Origin of the sequence: Pseudanabaena sp. lw0831 (genome assembly GCF_016584665.1) — a bacterium.
Taxonomy (GTDB): Bacteria; Cyanobacteriota; Cyanobacteriia; order Pseudanabaenales; family Pseudanabaenaceae; genus Pseudanabaena.
In genome coordinates this window covers 15,384-31,829 of the sequence record NZ_BBJB01000108.1, presented here as the reverse complement: position 1 = coordinate 31,829, position 16,446 = coordinate 15,384, and the positions used below count along the sequence as shown (strand labels likewise).

Below are 16,446 nucleotides of genomic sequence, written 5' to 3'. Positions count from 1 at the left end.
GATAATTTAAAAGCCTTGCTTTGCAAGGCTTTTAAATTTGCTCATTCATGATTATCCATTGTGTCGCGAATCTAGCCAAACTGCAATGCTTGACCGCGCACATCAGGATTGACCTTACCATTGGCATACACGACTTGACCACCGACAATCGTTGTCTCCGCCCAGCCCGTGAGTTCCCATCCAGCAAAGGAACTCCAGCCACATTTAGTCAACAAATCTTCGTTTTTTACAGGTTTATAGTTATGGAGATCGACTAATACTAAGTCAGCATTCCAACCAATCCGAATTTCGCCTTTATTGGCGATTTTATACCCAATAGCAACATTTTTGCTCATCCATTCACTGACCTGATGCACAGTACAACGTCCTTTCATTGCTTCCGTCAGCATTAACGGCAACGAGGTTTCCACCCCTGGCATTCCCGATGGCACGTTGGCTGGTTCCAGCAATACGGTATCTTTGGAAGATTTTTCGGATTGGTTAGGTTGCATATCTTCACTGGCGGCTAGTCCTTTCTCCGCTAAGGTATGCGGCGCATGATCCGTCGCAATAAAGTCAATCACGCCATCTAATAGAGCCTGCCACAATATTTCTTGATCGCGAGGCGATCGCAAAGGTGGATTCATTTGCGCTAAAGAGCCAATTTTCTCGTAAGCTCCAATATTCATCAGCAAATGCTGCGGGGTCACCTCAGCTGTAACCCATGCAGGTTTTTCTTGGCGCAAAAATTCTGCCTCTTCACCCGTGGACATATGCAATATATGCAATCGTCTCTGATATTTCTTAGAAAGCTTAACCGCGAGTTTAGTCGCATTGAGCGCTGCTTGATTGTCCTGAATTAGTGAATGCTTAGCAGGATCTTTGCTATCAGCAAATTCGATGCGGCGTTGGGCAATTCTTGCTTGATCCTCAGCATGAACTGCAATTAGGCGATCGCCTTCCGAAAAAATCCGATCCAAAACTTCCTCTTGATCGACCAGCAAGGCTCCATGCATCGATCCCATAAATATCTTGATGCCACAGGTGGGATTAGCAGTGAGCAAGTCTGGCAAAACTTCGCCAGTTGCCCCAATAAAGAAACCGTAATTAACGACACATTTGCTAGCCGCCCGACTAAGTTTGTCATCCAGCGCCGCTTGCGTAATTGTAAGTGGGCGAGTATTTGGCATTTCTAAAAAGCTAGTCACCCCGCCCTTGGCGCAAGCATGACTAGCCGATCGCAAATCCTCTTTATGCTCTAGCCCCGGCTCCCGAAAATGTACTTGAGGATCAATCACTCCCGCCATTAATGTCAAACCTTTGGCTTCGATAATTTCTAAAGGTTGATCGTCAGCGCTTAGATCATTGGAATCAAGGGTCGGTGCGATCGCGGCAATTTTGCCATCCCTCAGATAAACATCACCTAGTAACGTTTGGCGATCGGGCAAAATAATCGTGCTTTGTCTAATTAATATACTCAAAATAAAATTCCTTTAAATGTAGGATGAGTTAGTGCAACGTAACGTATCAATATAGTCAGTAATGATGGGTTACGCGATCGCTAACCCATCCTACGTTCAATTCCAACAACTTACTTAGTTGAACTTGTAATTATGCCTACCTACTTAGTTAAAAATTAAGATATTCCTTAATAATCTCAATCTGCTTTTCTTCTATCAGCTTTTGATTTGGATATTTAGGTAGTTTTGTGTTTTTCATGGCTGATTCAAGCGCGATCTCAAGATTGCTTACCTCAGCAATTAGGGTCTCATATGGGATTTCTCCATTGCGGATTTGGCGGATGAATTGGGCATCACCAGTTATTTCCCGATTAGGAATAACACCATCACCATTCAAAATCTCAATACCAGATTTAAGTAAGCGATAGCAATGACCAGAATGCTTGCTGTCATATCCCACCTTCTCCTCGATTTCGGCGCGTTTTGAATTGCGATTTTTGCGCCATGATTGAAAAGCATCATATTCTTGCAATGCTTGCCGATAGGTTTGAGTGTTGTGCAGCAAGGTCACAAATTCATTGGTTGACCTCGTATAGTATTGCACTGCGGGTAGAATATCTTCAGCTAAGGGATATTGCTTGAGTAGCCCTTTGAAATCAACATGAGATAACAATTCGGTAGCTACTTCGCTATATTGGCTGGCATCTTTAATTAAAATATAGAGAAATTCAAGAAAAGCATTTAACTGTTCTTTCCGTAATGGATTTTCCTCTAGTCCATAGTCCTTGGGGTTTGGCGGCAAAGAGAAAAAATCTGGATCTTCCTTATATCGCAACAACCATTTTCTATGCGTCTGCACCTTTTTGATTTGAGCATGAGCATATCCAGAATAGCTATAAAAAACTTTTTGACTTAAAAAAGCATCGCGAATTTCAATCAAAGATTCGCCAAAACGGGTTAGCACAAGATATTCACTTCTATCTATCCATAGCAGTTCCAAAATGTTTGGATTGTTGAGTGTTGCCAAATGACAAAACTTTTTGATGTTGTAGATATTACTATCGGTATCAGTCAAAGATGGATACAGACAGTTTGGGTCAGAAAAACTATCTAGTTGCTCAAAATTTTGGGAGCCAATAAAATAAGGTAGCGTGGGAATGCAGATTCCTTTGTAGTCATAGTCGCTATTCTCATTGTGGACTCTATATAGTCTAGATCCCGTTAAAGCCAGCAAAATTGTTCTCGTTTCAACTTCCAGTCTTTTCATAGTTTATTTAAGGAATAAGTACGCTCAAACTCTATAAGAACTGCCTCTTTCATTAGCTCTTTGCAAAGGCTTATTCTTAGCACTGCTTTCAATTACTTCCCAATCAGCATTTTCTAGCACAGCATCCAACACATCCGATAGATTGCAACGCTGCTCATAAGCAATGCGTCTTAGAATATCGTGATGTTCTGGCAAAATATATACAGGCTTCCTCTGTGTTTGCGCCATCTTTAACTTAGCAATTAATTAATCTCACTAATATACCATAGCTAAGTATATAATTTGACAATTGGCTAATTAGCTTGTTTAATATACGTATGAAAAAGACATTTATAGATTTGTTCTCTGGTGCAGGTGGAATGTCTTGTGGGTTGGAAATGGCTGGCTGGGCTTGCTTGCTAGGAATTGACCACGATCGCGCCGCCATTGAAACTTTTCAGCATAATCATCCACAAGTGCCTGCGATCGCTGGCGATATTCGGGAGATATCTAACCAACAAATTCAAGCAATAATCGAGCATCAAAAAGTTGACTTGATCTGCGGTGGACCGCCTTGTCAAGGCTTTTCGACAATTGGACAAAACGATCACCAAGACGAACGGAACTTTCTATTTCTTGAATTTCTAAGAATTGTGGAAGCATTAGCGCCTGATTACATCATTGTCGAAAATGTAACAGGACTTTTATCAAAAAAAAATGAAAATGTCTTAAAAGCAATAATCAAAAGTTTTACCGATTTAGGCTACACGATAGATGTCAAGGTACTATCAGCTCAACATTATGGAGTTCCAGAGAAGAGAAGACGCACAATATTTTTAGGCAATCGCTTTGGCGTAAAAAATATTTATCCAGATAAAATGTTCAAGGATTCTGAGAAAGATCATCAAGATTTACCTTTGCCGAGAAATGTAGAATGGGCTTTTGATAACTTATTAGAATCAGATGGTAAAATTCTTAATCACGATATCAAGCGATCGCAAATAGCTAATGATTTAGAAAGAGAAAGAATTAGCCATGTACCCGAAGGCAAAAGTGTCAGATATGAAAAAGATCAGTTAGCATATTTGCCTAAAAATCTATGGTTTGATGTCGATTGGCAAAGTATTCATGAAGAACGATTTCGAGAAGCCAAATTAAATCGACTCGATCGCTACGATTGTGCAAATACAATTAATACCAGTCGCACAACTTATTATCATCCAGTTGAAAATCGCTATTTAACGGCTAGGGAAGCAGCAGCAATTCAATCTTTTCCAGCTAATTATTTTTTCTGTGGCACTGTAACCCAACAATGGAGACAAATTGGCAATGCTGTCCCACCACTTCTTGCAAAAGCGATCGGTGAATCTATACTTTGCCTAGATTTCTTAAAAAATGATATGGAAATAACGAACTCAATTGAAGATATTCAATCAATTAGAGCCAAAGCATTTTCTTATAAAGAAAATGCTTTTAATAAATTCAAAAAACTTGATAAATCGAAATCTACTCAGCTTGTATTATTTTGAATTACAAAACACATCAGAACTAGATGATTGGTGGAAATTCACGCCCATATTTTTGTTCAAGATCATAACAAGATTTTTTGGGCTTTTCCTTTTTATCTACTTTCAGAACTGCATAGAATCCATACTTATAGACTGGAATACTATGGATGGTTTTAGCTCTCAATCTCAACTTCATTCTACAATCAAATTGCGGGGTTCCTAATGAGAGAATATCTTGTTTAAGATGATAAAAACCGTATCCTCCAATCTGGATATAGTAGCAATCTTTACCACTATAAAAATTGTACAAACTATTAATATCGATTTCCACTTTGTCTTCAAAAGCTTTTTGATCTTGATTTTTATGTTGAGCGGTGATTTCATCTCTGGCGATGGAGTATCGATTAGGAATGAAGTTTTTAGCATTGACAATATCTAAAACTCCAACAGATGTATAAAACGAAGTTACAGCATCATCAACACACCAACTCCAAATGCCATCATTCCAGCGCAACATTTTTTGTCCGTAATCAGCCTCAAGATCGAGTTTAACCTCTAGATTATATTCTTGAAAATCATGCAGAAATTTTATATCCGTTGTATTTCCTGCCCCACCTCTAGTTGAGCCAATGGCAATTAATCCCTTTGCAGTCAATAAATCAAAAATATTTTGCTCATAATTATCGCCTTTGTTATATCCCATGATTTTTCTCGCAATAAATTATGGCAAGATTACATGAGCGTGAGGGTATGAATATCAAATGCTACTAAATCAGCTTAGTTAAATCGTCGATTTCAAAATATTGATGAAATTTTGTAGTCACATGTAAAACTGACGATCGCCCTCCTTCTGCTTGCCTTTTCTTTCTCACAAATCCTTGCTCGACTAATTCCTGTACATGTTGATAGGCTCCAGCGCCGCGTAACTCGATTAGCTCTGACTGTACAATATTTTTTTTCAGCGCGATCGCAGCCAATGTTCGCAAAACACCGCGCCCCAAATCGACTGGAATCAGTTTATGCACCAAATCCTCAAACTCCGATCGCAACCTGAGCGAAAAGCCCACATCGGTTTCCATAATTTCTAAAGCACTGTCTCGATGGGCATATTCAGTAATTAAGTCGATCAGTCCCATTTCTGCATCTTCGACCTCGCAACCCAAAGCCTCGGCGATCGCAGCCAAATTCATCGGTTGCCCCTTCAGATACAACACTGCCTCTACTTTTTGCTTGAGAGAATTGGCGATCGGTAATTCTGGCTGCTCAAAACCATCCATTGATAAAGACAATGGTTCTAATAGCTCAACATGATCAACTGGATCTTCAAGCTCGACAGATTCTTCGAGCACTAGCTCAACACGATCAACTGGATCTTCAAGCTCGACAGATTCTTCGAGCACTAGCTCAACACGATCAACTGGCTCTTTAGGCTCGACAGACTCTTCAAGCACTAGCTCAATTGGCTCTACAGTTTGGTCTAAAGGCAATTCATTCGTCATGCTAAGATTTTAACCGAGGGAAGGCGTTGCAATACAATGCTTTTATTCTTAAATTAAACAAAAAATTGTATTAGCTGAGAAACCATATGCCAAGCAGCATGATGTACTACGAAGACACTTATGTGGTGCTGCCTCCAGATATGCAAGAGCAATTTGTCACTCAGCCAGAACTAGAACAAATTTTGCACGATCTGCTAATCGATATCCAAGATGCGCTGCCCTACGATTTACAAAATCTTGCAATTAGCGAACAAGTCCAACGCCTGATTAAAACTGCTTGCGATCTAGATTGTGGCGATCGCGGCACATGGCAATGGTACGTCGTCCGCCTCGACAAATAAGTAATAAATGCGAGAATTTCATGGCTTACAGTAACTTCACTCTAAGGCAGGTCGAAAAAGATTTTCATTTACAAATCGAAGAACAAATTGATCTATTTGCTCATATCAATGCGATCGCACCTAGTGACGAAATCAAAAAATTATTAGCCGAGAACATTCCCCTTGCACTTGCGATTAATACCGAAAAAGCGCGATCGGAGTTTCTGATTGCGCCGATGTTACTGGAGCTAAGAAGGAGATCGCCAGTTCCCATCAGCCTATTTTCTGGCACAGAATTTAATGTCAGTCCCGAACAAGGTTTAACAGGCTATTGTGATTATTTAATCAGCCTATCGAAGCAACAACTAAGGATTAGCGCTCCTGCGATCGCCATTGTCGAAGCAAAAAATGAAGATATCAAGTCAGGATTAGGGCAATGTATTGCGGAAATGGTTGCTGCTCAGTTATTTAACGAAATAGAAAACAATGTGATTACCTCAATTTACGGCATTGTCACTACAGGAGAAATCTGGAAGTTTCTCAAAATAACTAAGCAAACAGTTGCGATCGATCTTACTGACTACTACATCACTGACATTGGCAAAATTCTTGGTGTTCTTTTAGATTTCGTGACTATATAGTTGTCGCCAAGTCTATCAGGACTTAAAACCCAAAAGAGAATTGCGGCGCGAAGCGCCGCAACTCTCTTTTGGGTTTTGATACAGCGATAAAAACAATTTAGGATCGACGTGAAAAAATTTACCAAGCGCTTGAGCCTGATTTTCGCTGATTTGACGCTTGCCGTTTACCACTTCCGAGACAATACCACTTGAGCCAATCACATTCACTAGATCGGCTTGTTTCAAATCATTTGCTTCCATTAAATGCAAGAGAACATCAAGAGGTGAAGCATCATCCATTGGATAATGTTCATCTTCATATTTTTCAATCAATGTCAGCAGCAGTTGCAAAATCCTCTCTTCTTCAGCAGTTGGCTGAGGAAGTGCTAGCAATCTTTCCATATTTTGCAACGCAATTTCATTTTCAGCATCATTAGTAATCACATGAGGCTGAATCTCGGCTAGCAAATCGCCATAAGCCTTTCGATTAATAGTAAGGGTCATTTTTCCACCTACCTAAGTCATATTTCATTAAACCCAAAAAAGGTAAGGGGGGCGCTACGCGCCCCCCTTACCTTTTTTGGGTTTTAGTTAAACTTTACGATAACATCGGGCTGTAATTAAATGAGGCTGAAATACCTCAAGAAAATTAGCTTGTAAGGTGCTGAAGAAAGTATCTACTGTTTCTGGATCGTCTAAATGAATGGGATGCTCATTTTCAAAACCCTTAAAGAAATACCAATTAACAATAATTTTTCCTTGAGATGAAAGCATCTTGTGAAACTGCATCAACTGACCACTAGGATCGGGTAAATGCTCCAGCACGTCAAAACACAAGACCGTATCAAAATATCCTTCCAAAGCTTCTTCTAATGGAATTTCGGAACGAAAAGATATTTTGTGGCTTAGTCCTAACTGCGCTACTCGATGCTCGACAAAGCCGCGATTAATCGGATTAATATCGCAATAGATCACCGAATCGACATTTGGACACATCGCAGTTGCGATCGCATGAGTACCAATGCCGCCACCAAAATCAAGCACCCGCCCCTTAGCTTGATCGGCAATTAGTTTGAGAGTACCGCCAATATAGTCTTGACTCTCAAGATGCCAAGTACCTAGTTTAAATAGATACATCTCACCAACTTTGTCCTTGTAAAAAGCTGTGGCTTCTTCCCAGTCAAAGTCGGTATTTCCTAAATTTTCTAAATCGTAACGACAATTTTGCAGTTTCTCGGTAATCGTTTCTGCATCTAGCTTTAAGAAATCTTGCAAGTGCTGCTCTAATCTAAAGCCGTCTTGCCAATATCCTTCCAAGAAAGTCGGCGTAGGAGATGAAATCACCATGTTTGATTGCAATATAGCGCTGTGCGCCTAAAAAAGTGTAATAACAGATGCTTGTTACGCAGAGCGCAAGCTTCACCTGTCATTACAGCATAAATGTACGCAAATCCACACTGTATAATCCCTTCCCAGTGAAGAATTAGTGGTGCGCAGCTTCGCCGCGCACCACTAATTCTTCATTTTACAACGTCTATTCTTTCGGTGGGGAGGGAGTATACAGTTTGCCATACAGGAAAATCGTGGGGTAACATTCGCCGATGGGAGCTTTTTTACACCTTTTTCATTGCCAAAAACTTCTCAAGCACTCTCTAAATACAGTAATTCTCATTATGAAACCGATTTTTATAATGAGAATTGCTGCTCAAAATAAGCGATCGCTTTAGAGCAGTTTCTGGTCAGTTATAATTTCAGGTAAAGTGCAATCGCGGAGAAAATGAAATATCTCTATTTACATGGCTTTGCGTCTAGTCCCAACTCTTACAAGGCGCAGTACATGAGACAAAGGTTTACTGACATCGGGCTAACGTTGCATATTCCAGACTTAAATCTCACAGATTTCTCAACCACGACCCTCTCAGATCAATTAGCGTATCTCGATCGCACTTATCTCCATAACAGCGAACCACTTGTGGTGATTGGTTCTAGCCTTGGTGGATTTTTAGCTGTGCAACTTGCCGCCAAAAAAACACAAGTCCAAAAACTAGTTTTGTTTGCCCCTGCTTTTGGATTTAGTCAGAGAATTGCCAAAGCCTTAGGTGAAGAGAATGTTACTAAATGGCAACAAGATGATATTCGCGAGTTTTATCATTACGGGCTGAAGCGTAATGTAAATTTACAATTTCAATTTTTTGTTGATGCCAAGAATTATTCAGAAGAAAAGCTTACGCGATCGCTACCTATTCTTATCTTTCATGGCATTCATGATGATGTTGTGCCAGCATCTCTCAGTGAAGAGTTTGCTAAAAGGCGATCGCAAGTTACTTTAAAACTACTAGACGATGACCATGCTCTTGGAAAAGATTTAGAAAGCATTTGGCAAAACATCAAGCATTATTGTGGTTTTTGAACTATAACGCTTTGCGCTTAAACTCGAAGCGTACAATTCCTTGAGAGTGTTGCAAAGCAGCTCTTTCAAGGAATTGTGCGCTTCGTTTGATCTAAGCTAATTAGAAAATAAAGGAGTTACTTCACAATACTTCAACAAATACTCACTCCAAAGGGTAGTTACTTTTGATACAAAGCATCCGTTAGGATCTTAAAATCAGCAGTAGCATTTAAAAAAGGGTTTTAAAACCGTTGAAAAATATTATCAAAACACTGCGAGCTGACTTCGCAATCATTTTTGAACGCGATCCTGCTGCGCGTAACTGGCTAGAAGTGCTGTTATGCTACCCAGGACTCCATGCGATCGTCTTATATCGCTTTGCTCATTGGCTGCACACTCTTAAGTTACCCGTGATTCCCCGTATGATCTCGCAATTTGCTAGATTCCTAACGGGCATCGAGATTCACCCAGGCGCGAGAATTGGCATGGGTGCATTTATCGATCACGGTATGGGCGTGGTAATTGGTGAAACTGCGATCGTTGGTGAATATGTATTGATTTATCAAGGTGTCACCCTTGGTGGTACTGGCAAACAATCGGGCAAGCGTCACCCTACCCTTGGCGATAACGTTGTCATCGGCGCTGGCGCAAAGGTCTTAGGCAATATTGAAATTGGTAGCAATTCGCGGATTGGTGCTGGCTCCGTCGTTTTGAAATGCGTTCCTCCCGATTGCACTGTGGTTGGTATTCCTGGGCGGATTGTGCATCGTCATGGCGTAAAGGTTTCCGCTCTCGATCACTTTCAGGTTCCCGATCCTGAAGGCGATGTCATCCGATCGCTTATTGGTCGCGTTGAGCAGTTGGAGAGACATGCTGAGGCTAATACCTTACATCCCATTAACAACTACATTATTGATTCAGAGTTGCTCAAGAATGTCCGCCCTCGCCACCTTACGCCATGCGATCGTACTGATCGTTTTGAACATCCTCCAGAATATGAAGGTTTTTCTGAAGGCGGTGGTATTTAATAAAAAAGGCTCGCAACGCGAGCCTTTTTTATGGAATTTTTGACAAGCCGCTATAATTCATTCAAAAAAGCAGTCTAACGGCTTAATTGAGCGGCAAGAAAACCCTTGCTCTCAACTAAAATATCACGCTTTTGTCCGCTCCAATGATGTGTTATGCCCCGATCTCTTATCAACTATTTGTCTTTGAGATCGCCAATAACTTCTCGGAACTCATCAACGAAGCAAATCATTTTTGAGTGCTTAATTTCGGAGAGAAATAGATAACCTCAACGGGCGTTTCGGTTTGGTATACCAAAAAATGTTTTTCCGATAATTCATCCGATTATTTGAGAAACTGAGAAATGATGAAAGCAATATTTTCTAGCATATCTCCATTACAACTTATTCTAATGGATATTCAAACTTTTCAGAATAGCCATCTAATACAATTCCAATTTTCAGAAGTCTGAAGTCTGAATACCGTTTACCAATTACCTGAACACCGATAGGTAATGAATCTTTACTGAGTGAAATTGGCATACTCAAAACAGGATTTTCTGTTAATGTAAACGGCGTAGTATACGCTTGTGTTGCCATATAATAATGAATTAGCTCATTATTTACTTCTATCGAATTATTGTAAATATTAAAATCACCTAACTTTTTAGTTGGTTTATGATGTGGGAATGCATTTACAGAGCTTGCTGGACAAATAAATACATCAAAATCGTCTAAGAAATTCTCCATCTGAGTAATTAACGATTCCTGTATGTTTAATGCTTCCATATATTTTTTCACCGACGTTGGTTTTACAACGTTCTGATGCATTGGCACATTTTTTAATACTCCTTTTATAAATGGAAGCCCTATCCATTTTAGAAAATTTGGAGTACTGTAACCACCCTGCATACCTACAAAACTTCCCCATGTTTTCCATGCCAAGTGAAAGTCAATTGGTGGAGCGATTTCAACAACAGTAGCACCTGATTTCTCTAACTTTACAATGTAATTCTGAATCGCCTTTTTGATTTCATTATCAACGGGAACATTACCAAACTCATCAGTCCATCCAATTTTTAAATTCTTTATATCAACAGTGTCCTTACATCTGTTTATTGGTATTAGTTTTTTATCGGTATCGGTAGTCTGAGCGATTACATCCATCGCTAACTGCAAATCTTCAATAGTTCTCGCTAGTGGTCCTGCAACCGCCAATGACTTGAGACCATTAACAAGTTCTTTAGGGTCAGTTTGAATACCATTAACTGACACAACTCCAAATGTTGGTTTAAAGCCATATACTCCGCAATATGCTGACGGAATTCTAATAGACCCTGCCAAATCGTTCCCGAATGATAAAGGAATCATACCTGTTGCAAGTGCTACCGCACAACCACCACTACTCCCTCCACTGGTTCTATTAATATCCCAAGCATTATTCGTTTTTCCGAAAATAGCATTATCAGTCTGCATATCCATAGCTAAAACCGATAAATTAGTTTTACCTATAGTAATGGCACCTTCTGACTTGAGAAGTTTTACAAGTTCAGCATCTTTTGTCGGGATATGGTTTCTCAACGGTTCATATCCCGATGTAGTTGTCAGTCCCTGTGTCAAATAATTATCCTTAATCGTAATAGGGACACCATGCAATTTACCCCAATTATTAGCACTTTTAATTGCTTCATCCGCTAATTTTGCTTGGCGTAAGGCATTTTCCTTGTCAATTAATACCACTGCATTAAAGATGCCGTTTTGTTCTTCTATTTGCTGTAGATAAGTTGACACAACTTCATATGAAGTAACTTCCTTGTTCCTGATTTTATTTGCTATTTCAGTGGCAGACAGAAATAAAATATTGTCTTGTGTCATAAATTTAATAGCATTGAATTAAAAGCTAATGATTTGATAATAATAATCTCTTTCTGTTCGAGTTTCTTATATTATAAATTTATTCCTTATTATTACCAATTGTATCTAGATGTGTATGTTTAAAACAGGTATCTAACTTTAATCTGTAACGAAGTATACGGTCCATTATTTAAGTGCTTGGATGCAGATTTTTTTTAGTCGATGTAGTCAGTCAACTTTACTCCTTGAGCTAAAGAAATTGAATGACTTTATGAAATCGAAGCAAGGAGAAGGTTGAGCAGAAATCTAGCAATCTTGGGACGTTTTCAGGCTCCGCTCATGCTAAGAATTTAGCCGCATAACTATGTATTAGACGGAAATTTTCTGTCTAGTACGACTATAAGCGATATAGCCTGAATGTCAAGTTTCGGGCTAATCACCCTATACGGGGTGTTAGGGACTTGCAAGAAATAAATAAATCCAAAAGCACTTTATGGGATACTAAACATATTTAACATAAAGTGATAAAACTTACAGACTCGCTCAAGACACTATTTCAAGAAACAGCAAAACAGCTAAAAGGTAGTGAGCATCGACGATACATCGCCCAAACCGTAAAAGAACTAGGTAAAGGAGGGCAGAGACTAGCAGAAAGAGAGTTAGGTTGGGATCGAAATCTCATCCGCAAAGGCAAGCGAGAGGTAGAGAGTGGAATTATCTGTGTGGATGCTTTTAATCTACGAGGAAGAAAATCGACAGAAGAACGATTACCCAACTTGCTAACCGACATCAAGAGTTTGGTAGATGGTCAAAGCCAAACAGATCCGAAATTCCAAACTAACCGACTGTATACTCGCCTGAGTGCAGCCGAAGTTCGGCGACAATTGATTGCTCAAAAAGGCTACAGTACCGAAGAATTACCCAGTGCAGAAACGATTCGTACTCGGTTGAATCGGCTAGGGTATTTCCCAAGTAAAGTTGGTAAAACAAAACCTCAAAAAAAATTGCCATGACCGATGCTATTTTTGACCAACTTGCGATTGAGAATGAAAAAGCAGAAGCAGACCCGACAATTTTAAGACTGTCATTAGACGCAAAAGCAGTGGTTAAGGTCGGGAACTTCTCGCGTGATGGCAAAAATCGCGTTGATACTCAAGCTTGTGACCACGACTTCAAGCCCAGTTCAGGGGTAACTCCTTATGGGATCTTTCTACCAGAATTAGATGAATTATTTCTGTATTTTACAACCTCTAAAGTAACCAGTGATTTTATTGTGGATATGTTGGCGGCTTGGTGGTCAGAGAATCGCCATCGGTTTTCATTAGTCAAAACGCTACTACTCAACCAAGATAACGGACCCGAAAATCATTCCCGCCGTACTCAGTTTATGAAGCGAGTTGTGGATTTTGCCCAAACTCATCAATTGAATTTGAGATTAGCTTACTATCCGCCTTATCACAGTAAGTATAATCCCATCGAACGCACTTGGGGAATTTTAGAAAACCACTGGAATGGCAGCATCTTAGATGAAATTAACACCGTTGTGAAGTTTGCCCAAACTATGACATGGAAAGGTGTGCATCCTGTAGTCAAACTTGTAACCGAAACCTACAAAACAGGGGTTAAGTTAACAAAACAGGCGATGGCTGAAGTAGAAAATCAGATTCAAAGAATGACATATCTAGAGGTTAATGGTAAACAATTAGACCTTGGCAAATGGTTTGTCGATATTTTGTACGTACCAACATTAAAACTGGAATGATTTTTTATCTGGAAGTCCCTTAGGCAGAAAAATTCTGGCTATTTGCCCTGTACGGGATGTTAGACAGAAAAATTCTGGCTAATCGCCCAAATAGCGTGTTAGTCCGACAATAAAATGTATTATTCAGATTATTTACTTTATAATTTCATTATACAAACTGAGCCGCCACCTCGGAAATTGCTGGATCGAGTGAGAGATCGCTAACAATTTCAACAATCACGCGATCGCAATATTCTCAGTCTTTTTATTTGGATTTTTGGACAAGCCGCTATAATGCATTCAAAAAAGCATCTAAAAAACATTCATGCATTATCAAAAGCGATCGCCTAATCAAGGTCTCTGGCACTTCTGGAAAAAGTTTCTGAATAGGCTAATTCATAGCGCATTCTGGCAAAAGGCGATCGCTTTGTTATTAGCAGGTTTATGTCTCTTCGCGCTAGCTGCCTGTGAGCCAATCCCAGAGCCAAATCAAGCCACAGTTGGCAGTACCAATCGTCTCAAAAATGTACTTAGTCGCGGCAAACTAGTTTGCGGTGTCAGTGGCGAGCTACCAGGATTTAGCTTTGTAAACAAAGAGGGCAAATATTCGGGGCTGGATGTCGATATTTGTCGGGCGATCGCATCGGCGATATTTGACAATCCTGAAGCTGTTCAGTTTCGCAACCTTAATGCTAAGGAGCGTTTTACAGCTTTACAGTCTGGCGAAATCGATGTACTTAGTCGTAATACGACATGGACATTAAGCCGAGATACAGCCTCTCGTCTTGCCTTTATGCCCGTAGTTTTTTATGACGGTCAGGGCGTAATGGTGAGAAAGGACAGCAATATTAAGGCGATCGCAGATCTTAAGGATGCCGATATTTGCGCCCAAACTGGGACAACGACAGAGCAAAATCTCGCTGATCAAATGCGTAAGCGTAATCTTGCCTATAAGCCTGTAGTTTATGAAGATGTGAATGCTACTTTTGCAGCTTACCAATCGGGTCGTTGTGCGGCGATTACCGCCGATCGCTCTGCGCTGGTAGTACGTCGTACCCGACTTGCTGATCCTGAAAATCATGTAGTTTTAGATTTTGTGATTTCAAAGGAGCCGCTAGCCCCTGCGGTTGGTGATGGAGACTCGAAGTGGTCAGATATTGTCAAGTGGATAATATTTTCTGCGATCGAGGCGGAAGATTTAGATATTTCTTCGACGAATCTCACGACTCAATTACAAAGTAAAAATGCAGAAATTCGTAGATTTCTAGGAGTTGATGGCAGTTTGGGTAAAGATATGGGCATCGCCAATGACTTCACAGCGCGAGTGGTTAAGCATGTTGGGAATTATGCCGAAATTTACGATCGCAATCTTGGCAAAGATAGTCCATTCAAATTGCCACGCGGACAAAATGAACTCTGGAAAAATGGCGGATTAATGTACGCACCACCATTTCGATAAAAAAAGAGCGCTTCGCGCTCCTTTTTTTAACAAAGAGAATCGCTTAGCGATTCTCTTTGTTATTCTTACCAGCCAAAAATAGAAGTGATCGCAGGTTGAGCCACAGGACTAATCTCTTCTGATATCTCAGTACTATTAGATTCTTCAATCAGTTCTTCAGTGCAGAAAGTCGCCTGAGTAAATCCACCAAATTGCTTGACTGAGCTTGCCCTCATCCGCACATTAGGAGCTGGGAACCAAAACCGCTCATAGGAACTCATAGAAGGATAATCAGTGATTAATACCAGCGCTTCTTCGTCATCGATTTCATAGCGACCAATCACGGGCATAATTTCTGCATAGCCACGTTCGCGTAGAAGCTTACCTTTACGACCTGTTTCATCATCTGGCACAAGTGCAAATACAGTTTCGCCTGAATGATTCTCATCATCTTCTTTATCCCATGCCATCGTTCCATCCCACTTGACATAGGCTCCGCCGATCGCAGTGGTTGGTTCGACTTCATGCATTTGACAGATTTCGATTACCTTTGGATCATCAGCACTCAGTGGATTCACAATAATTTCCGAGCCACCTTTTTCGGCTCTGCGAAAAGCGAGATGATGAGTAGTTCGTTGCGATTTCCATTTGCCCGCACTTTTTTGAAAAAATTCTAAAGCATTCATATTTTGTTTTTTATACTTGCCGATTCAGATATCTATGCCTAAGTTTACTATTGAAAACATTCCAAACCTCAATTTTTAGTATAAAAACCTTTTCCCCATGCCGATCGCCTTTGAACGCTTGGATGTTTTCTGGACTGTAATTCCAGTTATTGCCAAACCATATTCATTGATATGATCAGCAATTCCAGGAAGTAGGAACTTCGCATTTTTGACGTAGTTTTTAGCCCATAGCTTTGATAGTTGATCTCTTGCTTCTTCATTGACGTAGATGTTTTTATCTTTATCAATCATGGTCATTGCCACATCGCCATCTCTTGAAGTGATCACAAAGGCAAAATCTCCACTCTCAGAGATTAATTCTTCGTGCCATTCATCTATATTTTTTGCTAGTTTGTCTTGATAAAGCACTAGAGACATACTTTCTCCGTGCAGCAAGGCTTTTCGCAATGAACTTGATATTTCTCTGGTTCCCATCGATTTATTAAGACTATCAGTACCTGTTACGTTAAATGCTAGTCGCAGCAACCTTTAGAGTCAACCTTACAGAATTTGATGATCGCTGAAATTCGCGTGTAATTGTCCTCAATAATAGACGTAGTTCACAAATATTTAAAATCTCGACACAGATCTTGTCGGGATAATAAGTTAAAGCAGAATAGCAGGATTGGGGTTGAGGCTGGTCGATGCAAAAGTATCGCTGTT

The 16,446-nt window shown here is 40.1% G+C and carries 17 protein-coding genes; 7 read left to right on the top strand and 10 right to left on the bottom strand.

What is annotated here, in order from left to right; translation table 11 throughout:
- Nucleotides 1-71: 71 nt before the first annotated feature.
- The 3 genes from APA_RS21940 to APA_RS21930 form a co-directional block, all read right to left on the bottom strand.
- Complete coding sequence (locus APA_RS21940) at nt 72-1,460, bottom strand: dihydroorotase (RefSeq protein ID WP_201324355.1); 1,389 nt, start codon at nt 1,458-1,460, stop codon at nt 72-74.
- Nucleotides 1,461-1,608: 148 nt separating this feature from the next.
- On the bottom strand, nt 1,609-2,706 hold the full coding sequence (locus tag APA_RS21935; RefSeq protein ID WP_201324354.1) for a DNA polymerase beta superfamily protein: 1,098 nt from the start codon (nt 2,704-2,706) through the stop codon (nt 1,609-1,611).
- A gap of 24 nt (nt 2,707-2,730) precedes the next feature.
- The gene (locus tag APA_RS21930) at nt 2,731-2,934 is read right to left on the bottom strand and encodes a hypothetical protein (protein ID WP_201324353.1); all 204 of its coding nucleotides are present in this window, start codon (nt 2,932-2,934) and stop codon (nt 2,731-2,733) included.
- An 89-nt stretch (nt 2,935-3,023) separates the two neighbouring features.
- Between APA_RS21930 and APA_RS21925 the strand changes: the two genes are divergently transcribed.
- Nucleotides 3,024-4,214, top strand: coding sequence for a DNA cytosine methyltransferase (locus APA_RS21925; RefSeq protein ID WP_201324352.1), 1,191 nt, complete (start codon nt 3,024-3,026; stop codon nt 4,212-4,214).
- Between the two features lie 19 nt (nt 4,215-4,233).
- Here the strand turns inward: APA_RS21925 and APA_RS21920 are convergent, their stop codons facing one another.
- Together APA_RS21920 and scpB are read right to left on the bottom strand one after the other, a co-directional pair.
- Entirely contained in the window at nt 4,234-4,896 is a 663-nt protein-coding gene (locus APA_RS21920) for a hypothetical protein (protein ID WP_201324351.1), read from the bottom strand.
- Nucleotides 4,897-4,960: 64 nt separating this feature from the next.
- Complete coding sequence (scpB, locus tag APA_RS21915) at nt 4,961-5,692, bottom strand: SMC-Scp complex subunit ScpB (protein WP_201324350.1); 732 nt, start codon at nt 5,690-5,692, stop codon at nt 4,961-4,963.
- Nucleotides 5,693-5,778: 86 nt separating this feature from the next.
- Between scpB and APA_RS21910 the strand changes: the two genes are divergently transcribed.
- Together APA_RS21910 and APA_RS21905 are read left to right on the top strand one after the other, a co-directional pair.
- Complete coding sequence (locus APA_RS21910) at nt 5,779-6,033, top strand: chlororespiratory reduction protein 7 (RefSeq protein ID WP_181016201.1); 255 nt, start codon at nt 5,779-5,781, stop codon at nt 6,031-6,033.
- A 20-nt stretch (nt 6,034-6,053) separates the two neighbouring features.
- On the top strand, nt 6,054-6,653 hold the full coding sequence (locus APA_RS21905) for a hypothetical protein (protein WP_201324405.1): 600 nt from the start codon (nt 6,054-6,056) through the stop codon (nt 6,651-6,653).
- Nucleotides 6,654-6,668: 15 nt separating this feature from the next.
- On the opposite strand, the gene APA_RS21900 is transcribed toward APA_RS21905, so the two are convergent.
- Together APA_RS21900 and APA_RS21895 are read right to left on the bottom strand one after the other, a co-directional pair.
- Nucleotides 6,669-7,136 carry a type II toxin-antitoxin system HigA family antitoxin gene (locus tag APA_RS21900; protein WP_201324349.1) on the bottom strand — a complete coding sequence of 156 codons (468 nt, stop codon included), beginning with the start codon at nt 7,134-7,136 and terminating at the stop codon, nt 6,669-6,671.
- 87 nt (nt 7,137-7,223) lie between these two features.
- The gene (locus APA_RS21895; RefSeq protein WP_374101380.1) at nt 7,224-7,976 is read right to left on the bottom strand and encodes a class I SAM-dependent methyltransferase; all 753 of its coding nucleotides are present in this window, start codon (nt 7,974-7,976) and stop codon (nt 7,224-7,226) included.
- 433 nt (nt 7,977-8,409) lie between these two features.
- On the opposite strand from APA_RS21895, the gene APA_RS21890 reads away from it, so the two are divergent.
- Nucleotides 8,410-9,042 (top strand): YqiA/YcfP family alpha/beta fold hydrolase, encoded by a 633-nt coding sequence (locus APA_RS21890; protein WP_201324347.1) that lies wholly within the window; start codon nt 8,410-8,412, stop codon nt 9,040-9,042.
- Between the two features lie 239 nt (nt 9,043-9,281).
- Complete coding sequence (cysE, locus tag APA_RS21885; protein WP_236579977.1) at nt 9,282-10,049, top strand: serine O-acetyltransferase; 768 nt, start codon at nt 9,282-9,284, stop codon at nt 10,047-10,049.
- A gap of 381 nt (nt 10,050-10,430) precedes the next feature.
- Here the strand turns inward: cysE and APA_RS21880 are convergent, their stop codons facing one another.
- Nucleotides 10,431-11,900 (bottom strand): amidase, encoded by a 1,470-nt coding sequence (locus APA_RS21880; protein WP_201324345.1) that lies wholly within the window; start codon nt 11,898-11,900, stop codon nt 10,431-10,433.
- A 503-nt stretch (nt 11,901-12,403) separates the two neighbouring features.
- Between APA_RS21880 and APA_RS21875 the strand changes: the two genes are divergently transcribed.
- Both APA_RS21875 and APA_RS21870 read left to right on the top strand, forming a co-directional pair.
- Nucleotides 12,404-13,641 (top strand): ISAzo13 family transposase gene (locus APA_RS21875; protein WP_201324404.1). Its coding sequence is split into 2 segments (ribosomal slippage): nt 12,404-12,890 and nt 12,890-13,641, totalling 1,239 coding nucleotides; the frame shifts between segments, so codons are not numbered across the junction.
- A 304-nt stretch (nt 13,642-13,945) separates the two neighbouring features.
- The gene (locus APA_RS21870; protein WP_236579965.1) at nt 13,946-15,079 is read left to right on the top strand and encodes an amino acid ABC transporter substrate-binding protein; all 1,134 of its coding nucleotides are present in this window, start codon (nt 13,946-13,948) and stop codon (nt 15,077-15,079) included.
- Nucleotides 15,080-15,144: 65 nt separating this feature from the next.
- Here the strand turns inward: APA_RS21870 and APA_RS21865 are convergent, their stop codons facing one another.
- Nucleotides 15,145-15,744: a phycobiliprotein lyase gene (locus APA_RS21865; RefSeq protein ID WP_201324344.1), complete on the bottom strand. Its 600-nt coding sequence runs from the start codon at nt 15,742-15,744 to the stop codon at nt 15,145-15,147.
- Nucleotides 15,745-15,819: 75 nt separating this feature from the next.
- A complete protein-coding gene (locus APA_RS21860) occupies nt 15,820-16,269 on the bottom strand; it encodes a hypothetical protein (RefSeq protein WP_201324343.1) in 450 nt (149 codons plus the stop codon).
- Nucleotides 16,270-16,446 lie beyond the last annotated feature (177 nt).